This window comes from Glutamicibacter sp. TV12E, assembly GCF_052441935.1.
In the GTDB taxonomy this organism is placed as follows: Bacteria; Actinomycetota; Actinomycetes; order Actinomycetales; family Micrococcaceae; genus Glutamicibacter.
In genome coordinates this window covers 1,466,104-1,487,357 of record NZ_JBQVVF010000001.1, presented here as the reverse complement: position 1 = coordinate 1,487,357, position 21,254 = coordinate 1,466,104, and the positions used below count along the sequence as shown (strand labels likewise).

Sequence of the window (21,254 nt, the reverse complement as noted above, 5' to 3'; positions counted from 1 at the left end):
GTTCCTCGTGCCTGCATTATTGAGTATCGCCGACCTCATCGCCGACCCGGCGCTGGATACCCAGGTGCTGGCCGGTGCCGGGGGTCTTGAACGCACCGTGCGCTGGGCGCAAACCAGCGAGTCCGCAGAACCGTGGCGCTGGCTGGGCGACGAGGAGCTGCTGATGACCCTGGGGCTGAACCTCCCTGCGGAACCAGCCGGCCAAGTGGACTTCGTGTTCCGGGCCGCCGGCGCGGGAATCGCCGGGATGACGGTCGGCCAAGATGGCTTGGCGCCAGAGCTCTCACCGCAGATGCTGGCCGAAGCCGATCGATTGGACTTCCCGCTGCTGTCCACCGGGCCCATGACACCCTTCGTGGTCATAGCCCGCACGGTGGCCGCGGTCACCACCAACGAGCTCAACCGCGGCGTGCTCATCCTCTCCCGGCTCTACCAGGAGGCCGGTTCCCAGGCCAAGCTGGAGAAGCGCCGCGGGCGCTGGGTGGAAAAGCTCTGCGGCGTAGAGGTGGCCGTGCAGGATACGGCCACCGGCTGCCTGGTCATCGGGGACAAGGTGCCCGAGGTGCCGCGTCGGCATTCGCTGCCGACACTGCGCCCCACCCAGCTGCTGCTGCCTGCCCAGGCGCAACTCGATTCCCTGGTGCTGGTCCATCTCAAGCAGATCCTCACGGTGGACGCCAACGCGCTGCTGCAAGAGGCCGTCAGCGAATCCACGTCGGCCGAGGCGAAACTGCGCCTGGCCTTCGATGGGCAGCTGGGCGAGAAGGACTTGATGGACGGACGCTGGCTCAGTGCGGGGGAATCGTTCAGGGTGGCTTGCGCCGCAGAGAGCGCTCTGGGATTGCTCTCCATGACCCTCGCGCTGACCGGGTTGCCGCCGCTGGCGCTCAGCCGGAAGCAGCAGGCCCTTGCCGTGGTGCGGGACCGCGACGCAGCCGTGCTCGAGTCGCTGGCGCATGGCACCGGGACGCATCTGGGGCTCAGTGCGCCGCAGCACCGCTTTGCGGATCTTGCCGGCGCGGCAGAAGAAGCACGCAATGCGCTGCAGGACGCGACGGACAGCCACCCGGTCGCCGAGTACAGTGGCGCCCAGGTCTCGCTTCTGGCCCGATCCGCCAGCGAAGCCGAGCAGATCGTGGCCAGCGTGCTCGGCGATCTCGGCGCCGGCGCTGCTTCGGTGGGAACGTACCGCGGCTCGCTGTTCGCCTTGCTGGATGATGACCTGCAGTGGCAGAAGACGGCGTCGCGACTGGGAATCCACCGGCAAACCCTGGCCTACAGGATCAGGCAGGCAGAAACCCTGTGCGGACGCAGCGTCCGCAAAGTCGCCGATCTCGCCGAGCTCTATCTGGCCCGCAAGGCCTGGGAACAGCTGGATATGGATCAGCGCACCTAGCTAGAGGCGCGGCCGCCCCGGCCTGGATGCGGCCGCGCCATCAAGCGGCTGCACGCTGATGCCATCCAGATGATGGATCAGCCGCCGCCCGCTCTGGTGCGGGAACCTGATCCAGAGAAACCGGCCTTCGCTGTCAATGGTGTCGATGATTGCGCAGGCACTGGCCCCCGGGGACAACCGGACGGCAACAATATCCCCGCGGCGCAAATGGGCCCATGGCCCCGGTGCCACGCTCGCCATGTGATGCCGGAGGGTCATTTTCCACCGGCCAGGATCTGCCGCGCCGCGAGGGCGATGAGCGCTCCGTCGGTGGCCACCGGCATGAACCGGAACCCCAGGGCGGTCATTTGCCGTGCCAAGCCGATTTCGCCGGCGTAGATTCCGGGCACGATACCCGCAGCGGCGGCGCGTTCGGCGATTTCTTCCAGCACATGCCGCTTGTCGCCCTGGGTCAACTGCTCCAGGCTCCAGCCACTGCTGAGAGCCAAGTCGTAGGGGCCGACAAAAATCGCGTCGGGACCGGAGCCGAGAATCTCATCCAGGCGATCCAGCCCCGCAGCGGTCTCAATCATCAGCGCCACCAGTGGATCGCTGCCCGGCGCGCCGGGAGCATCGATCGGATAGCGCGGAATCAGCCGAGTGGGCCCGTAGCTTCGCTGTCCACGCGGCGCGAAGCGGCAGGCCCTGACCAGTTCGCTGGCCTGCTCGCCATTCTCCACCGTGGGCACGATGATCATGCGGGCCCCGGCATCGATGGCACGCCCGATATGCCCGAGCTCGTGGCTCGGAACGCGCACCGCCGCAGGCACCCCGAAGACATGGGAGGCTTCGAACAATGCCCGGTAATCCCCCAGCTCGGCATGGCCATGCTGGCCATCGACGCAAATCCAGTCAAAAGACTCGGCGGCCGCCGTTTCGACCACGGCGGCATCCCGGCAGGTGACCCATAGGCCGAAGTGCGGCCCATCGGCTTCCAAGTCCATTACAGGCAATGGCTGCTGGCTGCTCCGCGAGCTTGTTCCATGAATTTTCAAGTTCCACTCCTCAAGGTGCTCCGGCCCCGGCCACAGTGCTGGACCCGGAAAATGGGCACCGACCGGCACGCTGTGCAGGTCGATTTCCGCTGGGATGCATATCACTCCATGCCAACATTGATGTTGACTGGCTCACACAATTCAGCTTATTCTTTTGTTCAGCAGGTAATCAAGCCGTTCATCAAGTGAACACTATTGTTTCCCGGACGAGTCGTCAAGAGCACTTGGCCCGCAAGGAGCCATAGCGTCGGCCGACCAACGAAATGCCGATCCTGCACCCTAGAACTTTGAGCATCCACCCCGCGATGCAGCACCGCGCAGCGCAGCGCACGGGCTGCGCTCGCACAGGCCCCAAAACTCGCAGGCGGCCGGAAACTGATAAGGCGGAAACATGTCAGAGCCAAGACCCCAACGCAACCAGATCAGCGGGCCGTCTCGACGGCTGCGGCCCGATGACTGCATCATCGCCGACAAGAAATCCCTGCGCCAGGCGCAGATCGGAGCCGGCGTAGGCAACTTCATCGAATGGTACGACATCGGCGTCTACGGCTACCTCGCGGTGCTGATGACCAAGGTCTTCACCGAGGGCATGGATTCCTCATGGGGATTGCTGGTAACCCTGCTCGGCTTCGCGGTCTCCTTCGTGGTTCGCCCGATTGGCGGCATGGTGCTGGGTCCGCTGGGAGACCGCATCGGACGGCGCAAGGTCATGTTCTTCACGATCATGCTCATGGCCATCGCCACGACCCTCATCGGGCTTCTTCCCAGCGCCGGCCAGGTCGGCCTGTGGGTGATCATCCCGCTGTATCTGCTGAAGATGATGCAGGGATTTTCCACCGGCGGCGAATACTCCGGCGCCTCCACCTACATCGCTGAGTTCTCGCCAGACGGCCGGCGGGCCTTTATGACCTCGCTGCTCAATGTCGGCTCCCAGCTCGGATTCGCCGCTGGCGCCGGGGTGGTTGCCTTGACCACCGTGATCGCCGAATCCAACTGGGGCCCGGAGGCCATGCTCAATGGGGGCTGGCGCATTCCATTCCTCTTGGCCCTGCCCTTGGGCATCGTGGCGGTCACGCTGCGCAGCAGGTTGCCTGAATCCCCGGCCTTCGAGGCAGCCAGCGACGCTCCGGTCAAGCACCACCCGGATTCCATTTTCGTGCGCCATAGCCTGCCCCGAGTAATCAAGCTGTACTGGCCGCACATCCTGGTGGGCATCGCGCTGATCGCTGCCGACGGCACCAGCTCGTACACCCTGACCAGCTATATGCCCACCTATCTGGAGACCCAGGTCGGCGTGCACGCTTCGCATACCGCCTTGGCCGCAGTGGTCATCCTCGCGGTCCAAGCGGCCATGATTCCATTCTTCGCCATCCTGGCCGACCGGATCGGGCGCAAGAAGGTCTACATGATTGCCACCATCGGCAACCTGATCCTGCTGCTGCCTGCCTTCGCGCTCATGCAATCTGGCACATTGGCTTCGCTGTATTTGGCGCTGTTCCTGGTTTCGGTCCCCAGCTCGGCTTTCCTCGCCCTGACCGCCGCGGTGATGTCGGAGCTGTTCCCTACCGCGTCGCGCTACACCGGCGTGGGAATCACGCACAATCTGGCGATTTCCATCTTTGGCGGCACCACGCCGCTGGTTTCCCAGGCTCTCGTCCAAGGCACCGGCGCCTGGTACTCGCCGGCACTGTATGTCATGGCTTTCTCGTTGATCGCCCTGCTGGCGCTGTTCAAGATGCGCGAAACCGCCAAGCGTCCGTTGCTCGGCTCCTTCCCGGTGGTCCAATCCCGCGAAGAAGCAGTGGCCCTCGCCGGAAACCAGGACAACGACCCGTTGATCGACACCGGCACCTTCCCGTTGCCCGCTGCAGACCACCGGGCCTAGCCAGGCAACGGGCAAGCGGCCACCACAGATGGCGGCGGGCCGGCATTCTCCCGAATGCCGGCCCGCCGCCATGCTGTTCCCCTGGCTTGAGCGCCCACCGCCCGCTCAGAACGAGAGTGGAAGCTTGGACATGCGCCCGCCGTCGAGAACCAGAACTTCCCCGGTCATGAATCCCGCGCGATCGCTGGCCAGGAACACGGCGAGATTTCCGATGTCCTCGGGCCTCCCCGTGCGGCCCACCGGATGCAGCGCTTTCAGCCCGGCCCTGGCCGCAGCCGGATCGCCCTGGGCCTCGAGATAGTTCTCGCTGAGTGCAGAGTGGATCCATCCTGGGGCGATGGCGTTGCAGCGGATTCCGTCTGCGCCGAGGTCCACGGCCAGTGCCTTGGTCATCCCATGCAAGCCCGCCTTCGACGCCGCATAGGCCGCATGCCCCGGATTGGCTGCGATGCCCTCTATGGAGCCGATATTGATAACGCTTCCGCCTCCATTGCCGCGGAAATGCGGAAGCAGGGCCTGGGCCATCAATAGCGGCGCGCGCAGGTTCAACGCCATCATCAGTTCCCACTCGGCCAGCTGAAGGTCTTCCACGCTGCGCTCCAGCATGATCCCGGCGTTATTCACCAGGATGTCGATCGTCCCCAGGAACCCAGTCGCCTGGTCGACCGCGTGCGGAATCGACGCCGGGTCGCTGAGATCCGCCTGAACGCCCATGACTCCTGGCTGGCTGGCCAACGGCTCCGCCAGCGGGCGCCGCTGGATTACCGCCACGCGCGCTCCGGCCTCCAGGAAGCGGCTGGTGATTCCGCCGCCGATGCCCTGTCCGCCTCCGGTGATGATGGCGGTCTTTCCGGCAAGTTCCATAGTTGCGCGTCCTTTTCTTGATGCATGCGTTTCACTGGTGCCGCGGCCGTGGCAGAACATGGCCATCGGCTTTCCCTCTTTGCTCGATGTATTTGCGATGAGCGGGCCAGGATCGCGCTCGGGCCGGAGGGGATTCCACCGCCCGCCCAAGAGCAGTGCGGCTGCCCCTCCCCGCAGGGAGACGGCAGCCGCACTGCTGGCTAGTCACTTCAAGCAGGCTTAGTGGCGTTCGCCGACCGCTGGAGCTGACACCAGCATCATGGTCGAGGTATCGAGATGCTCATTGGTGTCCTGGCCTTGGGCCAGTGCTTCGGCTTCCTGGCGGCTGCGCACCACTGGAACGGATCCGAGCAGCGGCCGCGAAGCGGTTTCACGCATCTTGAATGCCGCGAACAGCGCCACCGCCGAGAAGAACATAATGTAGTAGGCAGGCGCATAGTGGTTTCCGGTCACGTTCACCAGGATCTGGCTGACCAGCGGCGTGGTGCCGCCGAAGATCGAGATCGAGATGTTGTGCGTCACCCCAACTCCCCCGAAACGGGATGCCGTCGGGAACAGCTCGGACATCACGGCTCCGGTCAGCGCGAGGAAGAACGCGCTGGGCAGCATGACCAGGGCCAGCGAGACATACAGCGACCACAGCTCGCCGACATGCATCAGGGCGAAGGCCGGAACGAGCAGGACCAGGTTGCCGATGGTGGCCATCATGTAAATCGGGCGGCGTCCGATCTTGTCTGACCAGATGGCAACGAGCGGGATCAGGATCGCCTGCAGCACCAGCACCGCGACTGCGGCTATCGCAGTATGCACCGCCGGGGATCCGGTCTCGGTTTCAAGGTAGGTCGGCATGTAGCTGGTGAGCATGTAGGACGAGGTGCCGTCAGCGGCGATCAGCGCAATGCCCAGCAGGATCTGCGGCCAGTAGTGACGGAAGATGTTTGGCAGATTGTGACGCACGAAGATCGGATTAACATCCTTGGCATCGGCATGATCCTGGGCCACTTCGAAGCTTGGCGACTCCGGAATCCGGTGCCGCAGCATGATGGCGATTATTCCCAAGGGCAGGGCCACGAGGAATGGAATACGCCAGCCGCCAGCCAGCATGGCGTTTTCTCCCCATGCCGAGGTGGTCAGCATGGTGGTCACCGCGACAACCGCGGCACCGGCGGCAAAGCCGAGCATGGAGCCCGAGTTCAGCAGAGCGGTCATGAAGCCCCTTCGGCCGTCCGGAGAGAACTCCGCAACGTAGGTGGCTGCGCCGGAGTACTCGCCGCCGGTGGAGAATCCCTGCATCATCTTCAGCAGGTACAGCGGGATGATCACCCACAGTCCCACCTGCCCGGCCGTGGGCAGCAGGCCGATCAGCGTCGTGGCCGCTGCCATCAGCGCGATGGTGAAGAACATGACCTTGCGCCGTCCAATGCGGTCGCCCAGCGGGCCCAGGATCATGCCGCCCAGCGGGCGGACCACAAACGAGACCGCGAAACCGAGCAGCGTGACCAGCAAGCCCATGGACTGGTCCATGCCCTCGGTGAAGACCGCGGTCATTGTCACCGCAAGATAGCCATACACGCCGATGTCATACCATTCAATGAAATTGCCGATGCCCGCACCGATCTGCGCTTGGCGCAGTTCTTTCTGGTCCACGACAATGCAGTCATCGGCCTGCAACCTGCGAGTGGTTTTCGGCAGCGCTGGACGCTGCACCTTCGATGATTCGCTCACCGTGTTCTCTTTCCTGCCGGGAATAATTCGGGCCCCATTGCCCTTTCGAGGCGACAACAGATCTTCCAGCGTTGACGCCGACCTCCACCGAACTACGTTCAGCAGATGATCACTTGATTTATCTAGTGAACATTAATCCACGGTGATTCACAACACATTTTGAAAAGATTTCTTGGTGCAGATCACATCGCGCCGCGCTACCCCCGGGCGAAAACCGCCCAGTAAACCGCGGGTGACCTAGGTATTCCCTGTTTGCCTCAGCCTCGCGGCGAGCGCGAAACAATTGACCACACCTCGAATCGAAAATTCCGAAATCCCAGCGCCCCAAGATCTGACAGCAGTCCCATGATCCGGCTCATCGCCCATTGGTACCTGCCATCTTTCCCCCGCATCGCAAGGCCTGGCTGCGCCCCTGCGCGCTTTCGCTAGCCAGCGCAGCCTGCTAGGCATCTGGCCTTGCCGTGCACAATCCCAAGAAGGTGAAGTGGAAACGACCCTCCCCCCAGGCGGAGGCCCCTGCGCGCCTCCCCCACCCTGAATCTGGCCAGCGCCGGCATTGCCCTGGTCGCCGTGTGCTACGGGCTCGCTCGTTTCGGCTACGGCTTCTTCACCCCGATCTTCCGGGCGGAATTCAATCTGTCGCCAGCAAGCATCGGATTCTTCGCCCCGGCCTCCTACTTCGCGTATTGCCTGACGATCTTCGCCGGGACGACACTGACCAGCAGGTTCGGAGCCCGCAAGCTAGTGATCTGCTCCGGAATGATCGCGGCGGCGGCGATGGCCCTCATTGCCATCGCGCCCAAAACCACGGCCCTCGGCCTCGGCGTGGCCGCCACCGGGCTTTGCACAGGCCTGGTCTCCCCACCGCTGACAACGGTGATAGCCGAGAACGTTGCCGTCACCTACCAGCATCGCGTGCAGACCATGGTGAATTCAGGCGCGGGGATAGGGATCATCATCAGCGTCCCGCTCGCCCTCGCCGCATCCACGCAATGGCGCACCGCCTGGCTGCTCTTTGCCGCCTTGGCAATATTGAGCACGCTGTGGATTGCCAAGGCCACCCCCAAGCCCCCAGCCCGCCGGAACCCAGGCCCGCCCGGCGGGCAAGCGAGCGCCCTGGAGCGCTTCTCGCTGTCCCCGCTGCTCCCCTCGGGCACCCCGCGGCTGCTGCTGGCAGCGGCCGGGCTGGGCGCCATGAGCACTGCGGTGCTGAACTTCGGCATCGATTTCAAGGTGCAGGCCGGTGGCCAAAGCAGTTCTGCCACCACCGTGGCCTGGGTGCCGCTGGGGGGGCCAGCGGACTGGTGGGAGGATTCGCCGGCTCCCTGGCACCGCGGTTCGGGCTGCGCGCCTGCTGGACCGGAGCAGGCCTGGGTACCCTGGCCGGCACAACACTGTTGCTGCTCTACCCCGGCTCCGCAGTTATTGGATGGGCCGCCATGGCCGTCTTCGGCGCATGCTACATCGGGGCCTCTGGAATATTGATGATCTGGAGCACCACGGTCTATCCGCAGACACCTGCCGTCGGAGTGGGCACGGCATTCCTGGTGATTGCCTTCGGGCAAGCCCTGGCCAGCCCCTTACTCGGGCTGATCGCCGGCGCGTTCGGCGAGGCCGCGCCTTTTGCCGCAGCTCTGGCCATCGGTGCGGGAGCAGTCGCTCTTCGGCCGCGCGGCGCAGCCGCCGATGCCACCAGCGGCAAGAAGCGGCGCACGCAACAAGAGTTCATTTAATGACCATACTATTCACAGAATGGTCATTAAGATATAGGGTGGTGCCACGGCAAGTCCTGCTCACGGGGACAGCTTGACTGGTGGTCATGACTGCACTGCCGGTGGCCGGCATCCGGATCCATGCGACGCTGCGCAGAGCAGCACATCGACCTGTCGCTTCCGGATGCCGGCTGCGCCGCTGTCCGAACGGCGCAGCGATTGATCCGGACGACGCGCTCGGCGCCCGGCATCCAGCAAGGAGCACCATGAAAGCCATCCAACTCAGCCGTTTCGGCGGCCCCGAAGTCCTCGAATACGTTTCGGCTCCGGAACCGGCCGTTGGCGCCAGCGAACTGCTGGTGCGCACCGAAGCCATCGGCGTGAACTACATCGACATCTATTACCGCGAAGGCATCTACAAGGCGCCCTTGCCATTCATCCCCGGTGACGAGGCCTGCGGGGTCATCGAAGCCGTGGGCTCCGAGGTCTCCGGCTTCGCAGCCGGGGACCGCGTGGCATGGACATCCCCGCACGGCTCATATGCGCAGCTCGTCGCTGTCCCTGCCGAAGCCGCAGTACCTGTGCCACGCGAGCTCGATGCCGCCAAGGCGGCCTCGTGCCTCGCCCAGGGGATGACCGCCCACTACCTGTCACATTCGACCTATGCGATCCAGCCTGAGGACACCGTTCTGATCCACGCCGGAGCCGGGGGCGTGGGGCTGCTGCTGACCCAGATGGCCGTCGCACGCGGCGCCAGGGTCATCACGACGGTCTCCCGCGACGTCAAGGCCGCGGCCTCGCTGAAGGCGGGGGCGGCCCACGTTGTGCGCTACGGGCCCGAGGTCGCTGAACAGGTCAGGGAGCTGACCAACGGCCGCGGTGTGGCCGCCACATACGACGGAGTGGGCGCGAGCACCTTTCGGGCATCGCTGGCGGCTACCGCGATACGCGGAACGGTAGCCCTGTTTGGCGCAGCCAGTGGCCCGGTGCCACCCTTCGATCCCCAGGACCTGAACGCCGCCGGATCACTGTACCTGACCCGCCCAACTATCGGCGACTATGTCCGCGACCGGAAAGAACTACTGTGGCGCGCCAACGACGTGCTCCAGGGCGTGTACAACGGATCGCTCGATGTGGCCATTGGCGGAGCGTACGAACTGAGCGAAGCGCGCCAGGCACATGCCGATTTGCAGTCCCGTTCGACCACCGGAGCACTGGTGCTGATTCCTTGAACAACTCCCCTGCATAGCCAACAGCCCGGCCTCCATGGAGTAGCTCGTCTCCATGGGGGCCGGGCTGTTTCCGGCGCTAGCTGCGGTCGCTGAGATAGGCGAGGCAGTGGCGAGCCAGGCTTTTGCTCATGCCAGTCTTTTGGGCAACACGCTTGGGATCGGGGCGCCTTTGCCCCTCCACCCCTCGCTCGATAGCAGTCGCCACGCGCTGCACCGCCCAGGCCGGCGGAGCCAGAGTCCGCGGCACAGCCTCGACGCTCATGCGGGGACCTGCTCAAGCACTGCGTGGCGCTCCCTGGTCACAGCCACATCTTCATGAAGCTGGTGCACCAGCGCCGAGACGTCCGCATAGGCATACTGCGGGCGCTGGAAGTCCAGCAGCACTACTTCGAGGTACTGGCCGTAGAGATCCTCGTCGAAATCCAGGAGATGCGCTTCGAGCAGCACCTGGCCGCCGACGCGGTAGAAGGTAGTGCGCCGGCCAATGGAAACCGTGGCCATCACGCAGCGACCGTCCGGCAGCCGCACCTGGGCACCCCACACGCCATTGAGCTCATCGCGCTGGGGCATGGAAATGTTGGCGGTCCGAAATCCCAATTCACGGCCGCGTGCATCTCCGTGCTCAACGACTCCACTGACTACCTGCATGGCGTACTCCTCTCCTGAAATGTTCATGATGCGCCAGCCTTGGATCTTCCCCGGAAGACCAAGGCCAAAGTCAAAATAGTGATCATTAGATGAACGTAATGTTTATCTAATGATCATTATTTTATAGTGTCCCGCGCCACATCGTCAACCGGAGCCTCACGAGCGCATACTCGCTTGGGACCCGGGGCCAACATAGCTGGATCGACAAGCGCCCCCAAGGCACCGCTACCAGTAGTCCACCGAACAGACCATTACCTCCCGGCAGGACCTGCTCTCAGAGCTGGTCAGGGTGCGCGAGGACGGATTTGCGGTCCTGGATGGCGAGCTGGAAACTGGCCTTTTCTCGCTCAGCGTCCCGGTGCGCCACAGATCCGGGGCATTGCTGGGCGCCATGGCGGCCTACGGCCCCACCGAGCGCATGAAACTTCTCGGCGCCCGGCGGATCGCCGATGAATTGCAGCGCGCCAGCGCAGAAGTCCAGCAGGCCCTTTCCGCCATGTCGCCGCCGGCCACCGGGTCATTAACCGGGTAGCGGCCCACCAGGACAATGCCCGGCGGGCCGCAATCGGCAGCGTCCGCGGCTAGATCGCCACGGTGATGTACTGCTTGGTGAACTGCTCATGGATCTGCCATGTCCCGGACCAGCCATCAGGGATCAGCACCACGTCGCCGGCCACATGATCCGTGCGCTCGCCAGCTTCCGAAATCAGCGTTCCGGAACCTTCCAGCACGAGGATGAGTTCGTTCACGCCGTGGCGGGCGGTCGCGAATTCTCCGGCGGAACACGTCCAAAAGCCGATATCCACCGCGCTGGCCTGCAAGCTGGCCAACTGGTCCGTCGCATCGGCTGGCGTGGTCCCGTTCACCGCGGTCGGCTTGGGCACCAGATCGGCCAGCGAGGCGTTCTTCGCATTGTGCAGGACCTGTGCCTGCGGCCGCGGCGCGGAGGTAGCAGCCACGCTAGTTCACCGGCTTTCCGTTGACCAGCTGCGGCACCGCGGCAGGATTGGCATCTTGCAGCTGTGCTGGAAGCAGGTGCTGCGGGAAGTTCTGGAAAGCCACTGGACGCAGGAAGCGCTCGATGGCAGCGGTGCCCACCGAGGTCGAACCGGCCGCAGTGGTCGCCGGGTAGGGTCCGCCATGCTGCTGCGCATACGTCACCGAAACCCCGGTGGGCCACTGGTTCCACAATACGCGCCCGGCCTTGTTGGCCAGCACCGAGACAAGCTCGGCTACATGGTCATCGTCTTCAGCCTGCAGCGTGGCGGTCAGCTGCCCTTCGAAGGTCCGCGCTGCCTGCAGCAGCTGGTCTTCAGTATCGTATTCGACCACCAGCGCGCTGGGTCCGAAGCATTCGGTCTGCAGCATATGCGGGTCGGCCAGCAGATCCTCGATCCCGGTGACCAGCAAGGTCGGCGAAGGGGCGGCGCCAAACGGCTCCTGGCCCTGGGCCAGCACGGATACGCTGTCGTGGCCAGCGAGCTGCTGGAGCACCTGGGTGAATCCCTCGCGAATGCGTTCATTGAGCATCGGGGCTCCGGCGGGAATCGCCTGGGCCTGCAGCGCTGCGCGCAGGTTCGAGTTGCGCGGGATGAACAGCGTGCCCGGCTTGGTGCAGAACTGGCCCGAGCCCATGGTGAAGGAGCCCACGAAGTCCGCCGCAATCTGCTCGCCGCGGGAGTCGGCGGCGGCGTGGGTCACGAAGACCGGGTTGTTGCTGCCCAGCTCCCCGTAGAACGGAATCGGCTCATCGCGCGAGACCGCCAGGTCCATCAGGGCACGGCCGCCAGGAATCGAACCGGTGAATCCCGCTGCCTTGATGCGGGAATCGAGCAGCACGGTGCGCCCGGCTTCGGTCCCGAAGACAACATGGAACAGGCCCGCCGGAGCGCCGGCCTCGTCCAGGGCCTTGGCTACGACCTCGCCGGTGGCGCGGGTCAGTTCAAGGTGGCCTGAGTGGGCCTTGACGATTACCGGGTTGCCTGCCGCCAGGGCGCTGGCGGTATCCCCGCCTGCGGTGGAGAAGGCGAACGGGAAGTTGCTGGCGGAGAAGACGACCACCGGTCCCAGCGGAATCCGGGTTCGGCGCAGGTCCGGACGCGGCGCGCCCATCGGCCATTGCGGATCGGCGTGGTCGATGCGGGCATCTAGATAGCCACCGGCACGCAGCAATTCGCCAAAAATTCGCAGCTGGAAGGTGGTGCGCTTCAGCTCGCCGCGCAGCCGAGGTTCCGGAAGGTTGGTCTCCGAGATGGCGACGGGGATGAGCTGATCGGCGGCCGCATCCAGTGCGTCGCCGACGGCGTCGAGCACATCTGCACGTTGCGCCGGGGTTTTCTCTGCCCAGGCTCCGAAAGCGCTGTGGGCTGCCGACAGATAGGATTCCAGCTGTTCGCTGGTGGTGTTTTCGGTGCTCTGGGCGATGTCCAGTGCCATGGTGTCTCTCTTTTCTGTAGGTCGGTCGACGGGTCGCAGCACCCAGCGAGGCTAGTTCGCTGCCGTGTAATCGAAGGAGATTTCTCCCCAGCCTTCAAAACGGCCGGTGATGCGGGTGCCCGGGATCATCTTTTCCGCGGCCAGGCAGCTGCCTGGCAGGATGAATTGCCCCGCCTTGAGGGTCACGTCGTATTCCGCGATGCGCCGGCACAGCCAGGCGATGGCGGAAATCGGGTTTCCATAGACCTCATTGGTGTTTCCGCTGGCTACCTGCTGTCCATCGAATTCGATGACGCCGGGCTGGTTGGCCAGGTTCACCTCCGAGAGCTTGCGCGGTTGGCCGCCGATGAGGATCCCGCCAATGGATCCGTTGTCGGCCAGGGTATCGAACAAGCCGATCTTCCAATCGCGGATCCGCGAATCGATGATTTCCAGGGCGGGAACGACGAAGTCGGTGGCGGCCATGACGTCGGCCGCGGTGACATGTGGTCCTCCCAGGTCCTTCTTCAGCACGAAGCCGGGCTCCAGCTCGATGAACGGCTCGATGAATTCGGTTTCGGCGATGCGCAGGTTTTCCGGGTAGAACTGGCTGGCCAGGATGTAGCCGTAGTCCGGCTCGTCAACACCGAATTTGTCCTGCATGGCCTTGGCGATGTTTCCCAGCTTGAAGCCGGCGATCGCATCCCCGGCTTCCACATTGCGCCGCACCAGTTCTTGCTGGACTGCGAAGGCTTGGGCCGTGGTCGGGTTCAGCGACTCGTCGATGAGCTTCTCGACCGGGGTACGGGTGGCACGGGCGTCAATGAGACGCTGGGCGGTCTGTTCGATGTTGATTGACATAATAGGGATCTCTTACCTTCGCGGATACGACGTGTGAATGCTGCGGCAGTGGCGGGCCAGGCCAGATGGCCCGGCCCGCCAGCTCGCGGTTTATTTTTTGCGGCGGGTGTCGCCCAGGTGCCAGATGCTCATCGCGGAGAGCATTTCGCGCGGATCCCAGATGACGTCTTCTTCGGTGATCTTGCCCTGGTCAAAGCGGATGAAGGATGCTCCGGAGACAATCACTTCGCGTCCGGTTGGCGGCACGTCCATGAACTCGCCAGTGTGGCGGCCTACGCTGCGCCAGTGGATCGCGACTTCATTCTCGCCTTCGATGGCGCGCAGGATTTCCATCGTGAAGTTGCTGAACGCACGGTGGGATTCCTCGATCTGCGCGACTACCTGTTCCAGCGCCTCCGCTCCGGACTTGGAGTGGCGGACGTAGTCTGCACTGACCAATTCCTCGAAGGCCTTGGTTTCTCCCTGGCTCCATGCACGGGTCCAGGCGCTGGTGATCTTATCTAGCATTTCTGACATGGCGCTATGCTTTCTTTGCCTCAGGAGCCGGGGCTGGCCACAGCTCGAATTCTCCAAATTTTCCACCGCGGAACAGCAGGGCTTCGCGCTCGCTGGCTTCCATGGCGTCCACGCCGCCCACGATCATGTAGTGGTCTCCTGCAACGACCTCGGAGAGCACTTCGCAGTCGATCCAGGCGGTGGCACCGGCGATGCGCGGAGTGCCGTTTTCACCGATTTCGAAGTCCAGGCCCTGGAACTTGTCCTCGCCTTTGCGGGACAGTGCGCGGCAGACTGGCAGCTGCTCGGTGGACAGGATATTCGCGGTGAAGCGGCCCAGCGAACGCAGGGTCGGCCAGGTGCTCGATCCCTTGTCCACGCAGAAAGTGACCAATGGCGGTTCCAGCGACAACGACATGAACGTGCCAACGACGAACCCCATGGGCTTGCCTTCGGCGGTCAGGCCGGTGATCGCGGTGACGCCCGTGGGGAGCGCGCCGAAGACCTTCCGGTACTCGGCCGGATCGATATCCGGGGATTCTTGGGTGACGATAATCGACATGGCTTTTCTCCTTTAGGCCTTGGCTGCCAGCTGCTTGCGGTACGCGGCACCCGGGTGGTCCTCTGGCAGGCGGGCGACGCCTTCGCCGAAGAGGCTTTCACGCAAGGTGCTGCCGGTGAAGCTGGTGCGCATGGCACCGCGCTTCTGGAGTTCGGGGACGACGAACTCGGTGAAATCCTTGATGTCCTGGAACTTCACGGCATTGGCGAGGTTGAATCCGGAAGCACCGGTTTCCTCGATCCACGAAATCAGTTCGTCAGCCACCTTCTGCGGTCCTCCCACGATCACCGGGGAGGTTCCGCCAATGCCGCTGTATTCGGCAATGTCGCGTGGGGTCCAGTCCTTGCTTGGATCCATCTTCAAGAAGAAGTTCAGCATGGTCTGGCCGGCATTCGTTTCAACGTTCTTAAACGGCACATCCGGACCGAACTGGGACATGTCGATTCCCGACCAGCTGCTGTAGCGGGCCATCGCCCCTTCATAGGACACGAGTTCCAGGTACTCTTCGTACTTGGCCTGGGCTTCCTCGTCGGTGGCGGCGCTGATCACGGTGATCATCTGCAGGGTTGCGATGTGATCCGGGTTGCGGCCGAATTCTTCGGCCTTGGCACGCAGATTGTCGACCTGCTTTTTCAGCGCTTCCTTGTTCATGGCGTTCAGGAATACCGCTTCGGCCGTTTGCGCGGCCAGTGCCACTCCGCGTGGCGATCCGCCAGCCTGGAAAATCACCGGGGTGCGCTGCGGCGATGGCTCGCACAGATGGATTCCGGGAACACTGAAGTGCTCGCCCTGGTGCTCGATATTGTGAACCCGGCTCGGTTCCACGTAGGTCGACGACTCGACATCGCGGACGACCGCGTCATCTTCCCATGAAGATTCCCACAGCTTCATGGCAACGTCGATGAACTCTTCGGCGCGTGCGTAGCGGTCATCATGCGCCTGGGCCTTTTCCAGGCCTGCAATGTTGCGGGCAGCGCTGTTGGTGTACGAGGTGACGACGTTCCAGCCGATCCGACCGTCGGTCAGGTGGTCGAGGGTCGAGAACTTCCGAGCCAGCTTGTAGGGCACGTCATAGGCAGTGGAAGAAGTGACGCCGAAGCTCAAGTGCTTGGTCACCGCGGCCATTGCCGGAATCAAGTACGAGGGGTCATTGGTGGGAATCTGCGCCGCGTCCTTCAAGGAGTCGTCCACCGAGTTCTTGTACATCTCGTGGTAGCCGTCGTTGTCGGCGAAGAAGATGCCATCAAAGCATGCCTCTTCCAGAAGCTTCGCGTATTCGATCCAGTAGCTGAGCTTTTTGTATTCGTTGCCCCGGTCGGTTGCATGGCGCCACGTTCCAGCGGAAAGATGCGCCGGGCCATTGAAGTCGAACGCGAAGACGCGCATCTCCTTAGTCATCCCAAACCCCTTCGTTTAATGTTCATCAGGTGAACTATATGTTTATCTAATGATCACAGCTTAGAGTCTCTCCGGTTGCTCCGTCAATACGAAAATGCGTCCCAGGCCACATTTTTTTCAACCGCAATTCTTGCGCCCGAAAAACCTCAGGCGCCGACCGCAATTCAGGGACAAGCAAGGGACTGCAGCGCCATCGAAAGAGACCGCGGCCCACGCTTCACGGCTCCGAACGCGACGCTTGGACAGCAAGCAGGGCGCTGGTCGCGCCACGCACAACAGGCCCAATGACTTAGCACATCTGATAAAGAAATTCGGATAATCGTGCAAGCTCACAAGAGCCCACCCAAGGCAAGAAATCTAGGATGGGACCAGATCCGATCATCGTGCCGGCCAGCTGCAGTCCACCCGGCACGAGGACAACCCCGCCCGTCAGCTAGCAGGTACAGAGCGTTGACCAGAAATTTCATCCTAGGATTCACCTTCACCCTCGTATCGGCGCTCTTTTTCGCCGCCTCAGGGCCATGGGCCAAGGCGCTCTATACAACGCAGTGGACGCCGGGAGCGGTGCTGCTGCTGCGCCTACTTGGCAGTTCATTGCTGCTCCTGGCGCCTACGCTATGGCTCATGCGCGGGCACTGGTCCAACGCGCGGTCCAACTGGTTGGCGATCTCGCTGTATGGAATCGCCTCATTCGCCGGCATGCAGGGCTTCTACTTTGCTTCGATTCAGTATTTGCCAGTGGCGCTGGCCCTGCTTTTGGAGATGACGGCGCCGCTGCTGGTCGTTGCCTGGACCTGCCTGCGCTCGCAACGTCCCCCGGCCTTGGCCACATCCATCGGCTTGGCCGTCTCCTGTGCCGGAATGCTCGGAATCCTCGATCCAGGCGGTGCCTCGTTCAGCGGTATCGGCATCTTCTTGGCGTTGGCCGCCGCTCTGTGCCTGGCGGTCTACTACCTGGTTTCAGCGAGTCAACGGATCAGCGTTCCTTCCATCCCCTTCACCGGCTTGGGAATGATGATCGGCGCCGCCACGTCGGGGGCGTGCGTGCTTCTCGGGGTGCTGCCGTTCAAGATCTCTTCACAAGACGTTGCCGTCGGCGGCATGTCCGCACCCTGGTACCTGGTCGCCGCGCTTCTGGTGATCGGCACCGTCGCAGCGTACACATTCGGGATCCTGGGCTTGCGATTCCTGGGTGCCACCGTCGGCTCATTTGCGAGCTACATGGAGCTGCCGTTCTCAGTCCTGCTCGCTTGGCTACTGCTCTCCGAGTTTCCCACCGTAAGCCAAATCGTCGGCGGAATAGTGCTCCTCGCCGGCATATTTTGCGTCAAATGGGGCGAATCGAAATCGCTGCGGCAACTCGAACGGGTCGCCTGAACCCATCGGCAGCAATTCCCATGGCGCGCCACAATGAACTTGTCACCCCTGACAAAGGCAGCCCAGAAAATTAGCATCAGAGACAATGTGGCGCGCGCCACTGCTGACCTACGCTGATCCCAGTCCATCACCAAGCTCGCACTACTTCACTGGGAGTCATGCATCATGAAAGAAACTGGGCCATCCGCCGATGTCGGCACTGCGACGATTCCGCCGCCCTCCGAGGCCGGAAAGATGCCCCGAGGCGTCTTGGCGCTGTCGTTCGTTGAAATGTGGGAACGCTATTCCTTCTACGGCCTGCAGGGCATCCTGACCCTCTATTTGATCTACGAGCTCAACCGGGGAGGGCTGGGCCTGAATGCGCTGGAGGCTGGTGGCGTAGCGGGGGCCTACGGCGGAGCCGTCTACCTGTCGCAGCTCGTTGGAGCCTGGTTCAGCGAACGTGTCATGCCGCCCAAGCTCCTGGTCCTCTACGGTGCCGCGGCAATCACGGCGGGGCACATTTGCCTGGCAGCCATCCCTGGGCTCAATGGGCTGGGAATCGCCCTGGGCCTGATCATCCTGGGCACCGGCGCCCTGAAGACCAACATCACCGCGATCGTCGGGATGCTGTATGCGCAACGTCCGCGCAGCGAGCGCGACGCGGGATTCTCCTATTTCTTCATGGGCATCAGCGTCGGTTCGATTCTCGGCCCCCTGAGCACCGGGTTCGCCCAAACCCAGCATGGCTTCCATGCAGGTTTCGCCGTGGCCGCAGTGGTGATCGGCCTGAGCTTGATCCAGTACGCAGTGCTGATGAAGCATCTGCCCGCCCAAAGCGCAGTGGTAGCCCGTCCGCTGGGCAGAGCCGGAAAGGCCGCCGCCGTCACCTCCCTGCTGATGACCATCGGAGCCGTATCGGCAGCGCTGTCCACGGGCGTCCTGGCACTGGCCAGCCTCACCATCTATGCGTCTGTCCTGACCGTCGGCGCTGCCGTGGTGTACTTCGCGCTCATGCTGCGCTCGGCCAAGGTCACCGCTGCTGAACACCAGCGAGTCAAGGGATACATCTTCGTCTTCGCGGGAATCACGATCTTTTTCAGCCTGCTCATGCAGATGTACACCACGGCTCCGATGTTCATCGACGAATTCGTCGATGCATCGTTCGCGGGCTGGAAGGTCCCGGCTGCCTGGATCATCATGGCCGGCACCGTTGCCAGCGCCGCGTCGGCACCCTTTTTGGCGGCCCTGTGGAAAAGGCTGGGCGATAGGCAGCCCTCTGCCCCGGCAAAGGTATCCATGGGAATTTTCTGCGTCGGCCTGGGATACGTCGCGCTGGCCTTCGCATCGCAAGTCTACGGCGCAGTTCCCATACCGCTATTCATTGCGCTGGGATGCATGATGGTGCATGGAGCCTCTGAAATGCTTGTGGGCCCGACAGGGCTTTCGCTGGCGACCGCGATTGGCCCGGCGGCCTTCTCATCCCAGCTTGTCGGGCTCAGCTTCCTGAACCTCGCCATTGGAAGCACCCTCGCTGGAGCCCTCGCCCAGATCTACTCGCTGACCACACCCACGGGGTTCTTTTCGATCAACGCCCTGGCAGGCCTCATCGCGGCGGGACTGCTGTTCTCCGGACGACGCAAAATCAGCGGCATGCTGCTGCAAGGCCTCTAGCGGCACTGCGCTGGCGCAAACCGCAGGCATCGCCCTGACGGTTTGCGCCAGCCATGCATATCGGCTTAGCCCTTCAGAGACGCGCCACCGCAGATGGTCAGCACCTGGCCGGTAATGGACTTGCCGTGCTCGCCGCCCAGGAACAGCACCAGCGCGGCAACATCGGCCGGATCCACCAGGGCGCCCAACGGCGGGGTCATCGGGGGCACGCCTGCACGTCGCGGATCAACCATCATCGGGGTGTCGGTCGGGCCCGGCGCCACGACATTGCAGGTGATGCCCCGCGGCGCCAGCTCCATGGCCCAGCTGCGCGACAGCCCGGCGAGCGCCGACTTGGTGGCCGCATATTGGCTCTTTCCGGCGACACCGCTCATGGTCCGGCTGCCGACCAGGATGATGCGGGAACCATCGTCCATCTTCGGTGCCAGGGAATTGAGCAGCACCATCGGCGCCTGCACATGGACTGCGTGCATCCCTGCCAGGTCCTCTGCTTTGAGCTGGCCCAATACCCCGGTCGCCATATAGCCTGCGGCATGGATAAAAAGGTCGGGAGCCGCCAGCTCCCCGGCGGCTTCTTGGACTTGGGCCAAGTCCCCCAAATCGGTGCTTCGCCAGCTGAACCGGTCATTGCTGATCGACGGGGCCCGGCGGCTGAGTCCGGTGACTTCATATCCGGCATCCAGCAAGGCGGTGGCAATCGCTTCGCCAATGCCCGAGCTGGCTCCGGTCACCAGTGCGCTAGGCATGATCGCTTGTCTCCGGCGCGCTGACCCATGACGGATCTATGCGCACATACTTGATGGCCTGGCGGAAGTAGGTATAGGCCAGATGCAAGGCCCCGTCCTGTCCTTCATGGATGGAAGGGTAGGAGAATTCCCGGTTCAGTCCCTCGCGGGAATTATTGGACAGGCAGTAGCCGTCGCCCACTTCGAGGTTCCGCCGTGCTGGCCAGCTGTGCCCGTGATCCGAAGAGATCGCCACTGTCAGTGGTGCCCGCGGTGTGCCCCAGAAGGCCTTGCGCACGCCGCTGTCTTCGGCAGGAACCGGTTCAAAAACGACCGGGCCATCTACGCTGGAATCCAATCCCTCATCATCGATCTCGTCGTAGAGCGAGAGGCGCCGTTCAGTCTGCTCAGTAGCCTGGGAGTGGTTGTAGATCAGGGCAAGGCGCCCGTCATCCATGGAAACGAACTGGATCGAGGAATTGTTATTCGGCAATTCAGTAGCCTCAGGAACGCTCCACGTAACTCCCCCATCTGCCGAACGCGACGCATAGATCCAATCGGCCCAGCGGCTGCGGTACAACGCCAGCAAAGTTCCGTCGGCGAGCGCCGCAACGTTCATGTGCACACAGCCGGTGGAACCCTCGATGATCTGCTCAGTCCACGTGGCCCCGCCGTCGGCGGAGACCATCAACGCCGAATCATCGAAGTCCCCCACCCATTTTTGCCCTGGCACGGTGGCGCAGCGGAACACCGGCACGAAGAGGCGCCCGCCGACCTGCACCGGCGGCTGGCGGACAAAGACCCCGCCGTGCTCGGTGGCGGCAAACAGGGTTTCTGGTTCTGACCAGGTGCTTCCGTGGTCGATGGAGATGCGGCGGCGCACCTCGGAGGTGTCTTGGTTTCCCGCATGCTGGGCGGTGTAGAGCAGCCAGAGCTCTTCACCGTGGCAGTAGAGAATCGGGTTCTGCTCGGAGCGGGTGGAGTCAAAAGACAGCTGCCGCGCGGCAGACCAATGCTTGGCCCACTGCCCCTCGGGCAGGCGCTGCAGGGTGGAGAAGTAGATGCTGATATCCGCCACCCCTTCCTGGGTCCCGCCGAACCAAACGCAGCCCAAATCCCCATTGCCCAGAGTCATCAGGTTGGCGGCGTGGGACTGCACGGTGGGTGCCGGCAGGTAGGCGTACGCCAGCGCCCCGTCCTCGTGGATCTGTCCGTCGGGGGTGATGGTGGAAAATTCGGTCAACGACATCGTGTGCTTCCTTGGGGTCTGGG

At 63.4% G+C, this 21,254-nt stretch carries 20 protein-coding genes; 8 read left to right on the top strand and 12 right to left on the bottom strand.

The window, feature by feature from the left end:
* The first annotated feature begins 7 nt into the window (after positions 1-7).
* Positions 8-1,396 carry a PucR family transcriptional regulator gene (locus ACT7DV_RS06955; protein WP_444661505.1) on the top strand — a complete coding sequence of 463 codons (1,389 nt, stop codon included), beginning with the start codon at positions 8-10 and terminating at the stop codon, positions 1,394-1,396.
* Positions 1,397-1,650: 254 nt separating this feature from the next.
* Here the strand turns inward: ACT7DV_RS06955 and ACT7DV_RS06950 are convergent, their stop codons facing one another.
* The gene (locus ACT7DV_RS06950; protein ID WP_444661504.1) at positions 1,651-2,430 is read right to left on the bottom strand and encodes an HpcH/HpaI aldolase family protein; all 780 of its coding nucleotides are present in this window, start codon (positions 2,428-2,430) and stop codon (positions 1,651-1,653) included.
* 391 nt (positions 2,431-2,821) lie between these two features.
* Here ACT7DV_RS06950 and ACT7DV_RS06945 point away from each other — a divergent pair, with 391 nt between their 5' ends.
* A complete protein-coding gene (locus ACT7DV_RS06945; RefSeq protein ID WP_444661503.1) occupies positions 2,822-4,315 on the top strand; it encodes an MFS transporter in 1,494 nt (497 codons plus the stop codon).
* Positions 4,316-4,420: 105 nt separating this feature from the next.
* Here ACT7DV_RS06945 and ACT7DV_RS06940 read toward each other — a convergent pair whose 3' ends face one another.
* Positions 4,421-5,179 (bottom strand): SDR family NAD(P)-dependent oxidoreductase, encoded by a 759-nt coding sequence (locus ACT7DV_RS06940; protein ID WP_444661502.1) that lies wholly within the window; start codon positions 5,177-5,179, stop codon positions 4,421-4,423.
* Positions 5,180-5,398: 219 nt separating this feature from the next.
* Positions 5,399-6,904 (bottom strand): MFS transporter, encoded by a 1,506-nt coding sequence (locus tag ACT7DV_RS06935; protein ID WP_444661501.1) that lies wholly within the window; start codon positions 6,902-6,904, stop codon positions 5,399-5,401.
* Positions 6,905-7,420: 516 nt separating this feature from the next.
* On the opposite strand from ACT7DV_RS06935, the gene ACT7DV_RS06930 reads away from it, so the two are divergent.
* The 3 genes from ACT7DV_RS06930 (at position 7,421) to ACT7DV_RS06920 (ending at position 9,848) form a co-directional block, all read left to right on the top strand.
* A complete protein-coding gene (locus tag ACT7DV_RS06930) occupies positions 7,421-8,389 on the top strand; it encodes an MFS transporter (protein WP_444664793.1) in 969 nt (322 codons plus the stop codon).
* Entirely contained in the window at positions 8,389-8,637 is a 249-nt protein-coding gene (locus ACT7DV_RS06925) for a hypothetical protein (RefSeq protein ID WP_444661500.1), read from the top strand. Before ACT7DV_RS06930 ends, ACT7DV_RS06925 begins: the two co-directional genes overlap by 1 nt.
* Positions 8,638-8,723: 86 nt before the next feature.
* Positions 8,724-9,848 (top strand): quinone oxidoreductase family protein, encoded by a 1,125-nt coding sequence (locus tag ACT7DV_RS06920; RefSeq protein WP_444661499.1) that lies wholly within the window; start codon positions 8,724-8,726, stop codon positions 9,846-9,848.
* 258 nt (positions 9,849-10,106) lie between these two features.
* On the opposite strand, the gene ACT7DV_RS06915 is transcribed toward ACT7DV_RS06920, so the two are convergent.
* Positions 10,107-10,523, bottom strand: a complete 417-nt coding sequence (locus ACT7DV_RS06915; protein WP_444661498.1) for a riboflavin kinase — start codon at positions 10,521-10,523, stop codon at positions 10,107-10,109.
* Positions 10,524-10,746: 223 nt separating this feature from the next.
* Between ACT7DV_RS06915 and ACT7DV_RS06910 the strand changes: the two genes are divergently transcribed.
* Positions 10,747-11,028: an IclR family transcriptional regulator domain-containing protein gene (locus ACT7DV_RS06910; RefSeq protein ID WP_444664791.1), complete on the top strand. Its 282-nt coding sequence runs from the start codon at positions 10,747-10,749 to the stop codon at positions 11,026-11,028.
* A gap of 49 nt (positions 11,029-11,077) precedes the next feature.
* On the opposite strand, the gene ACT7DV_RS06905 is transcribed toward ACT7DV_RS06910, so the two are convergent.
* From ACT7DV_RS06905 to ACT7DV_RS06880, 6 genes are all read right to left on the bottom strand, one after another.
* Positions 11,078-11,455 (bottom strand): cupin domain-containing protein, encoded by a 378-nt coding sequence (locus ACT7DV_RS06905; RefSeq protein ID WP_444661497.1) that lies wholly within the window; start codon positions 11,453-11,455, stop codon positions 11,078-11,080.
* Between the two features lies 1 nt (position 11,456).
* The gene (locus ACT7DV_RS06900; RefSeq protein ID WP_444661496.1) at positions 11,457-12,932 is read right to left on the bottom strand and encodes an aldehyde dehydrogenase (NADP(+)); all 1,476 of its coding nucleotides are present in this window, start codon (positions 12,930-12,932) and stop codon (positions 11,457-11,459) included.
* 51 nt (positions 12,933-12,983) lie between these two features.
* A complete protein-coding gene (locus ACT7DV_RS06895; RefSeq protein WP_444661495.1) occupies positions 12,984-13,772 on the bottom strand; it encodes a 2-keto-4-pentenoate hydratase in 789 nt (262 codons plus the stop codon).
* Between the two features lie 90 nt (positions 13,773-13,862).
* Positions 13,863-14,288, bottom strand: a complete 426-nt coding sequence (locus tag ACT7DV_RS06890; protein WP_444661494.1) for an ester cyclase — start codon at positions 14,286-14,288, stop codon at positions 13,863-13,865.
* Between the two features lie 4 nt (positions 14,289-14,292).
* A complete protein-coding gene (locus tag ACT7DV_RS06885; protein WP_444661493.1) occupies positions 14,293-14,829 on the bottom strand; it encodes a flavin reductase family protein in 537 nt (178 codons plus the stop codon).
* Positions 14,830-14,841: 12 nt separating this feature from the next.
* Positions 14,842-16,227: an LLM class flavin-dependent oxidoreductase gene (locus tag ACT7DV_RS06880; protein ID WP_444661492.1), complete on the bottom strand. Its 1,386-nt coding sequence runs from the start codon at positions 16,225-16,227 to the stop codon at positions 14,842-14,844.
* Between the two features lie 450 nt (positions 16,228-16,677).
* Between ACT7DV_RS06880 and ACT7DV_RS06875 the strand changes: the two genes are divergently transcribed.
* Positions 16,678-17,604, top strand: a complete 927-nt coding sequence (locus tag ACT7DV_RS06875; protein WP_444661491.1) for a DMT family transporter — start codon at positions 16,678-16,680, stop codon at positions 17,602-17,604.
* 165 nt (positions 17,605-17,769) lie between these two features.
* Complete coding sequence (locus ACT7DV_RS06870; protein WP_444661490.1) at positions 17,770-19,257, top strand: peptide MFS transporter; 1,488 nt, start codon at positions 17,770-17,772, stop codon at positions 19,255-19,257.
* 65 nt (positions 19,258-19,322) lie between these two features.
* Here the strand turns inward: ACT7DV_RS06870 and ACT7DV_RS06865 are convergent, their stop codons facing one another.
* Entirely contained in the window at positions 19,323-20,003 is a 681-nt protein-coding gene (locus ACT7DV_RS06865; protein ID WP_444661489.1) for an SDR family NAD(P)-dependent oxidoreductase, read from the bottom strand.
* Positions 19,996-21,231 carry a sialidase family protein gene (locus ACT7DV_RS06860; RefSeq protein WP_444661488.1) on the bottom strand — a complete coding sequence of 412 codons (1,236 nt, stop codon included), beginning with the start codon at positions 21,229-21,231 and terminating at the stop codon, positions 19,996-19,998. Before ACT7DV_RS06860 ends, ACT7DV_RS06865 begins: the two co-directional genes overlap by 8 nt.
* Positions 21,232-21,254 lie beyond the last annotated feature (23 nt).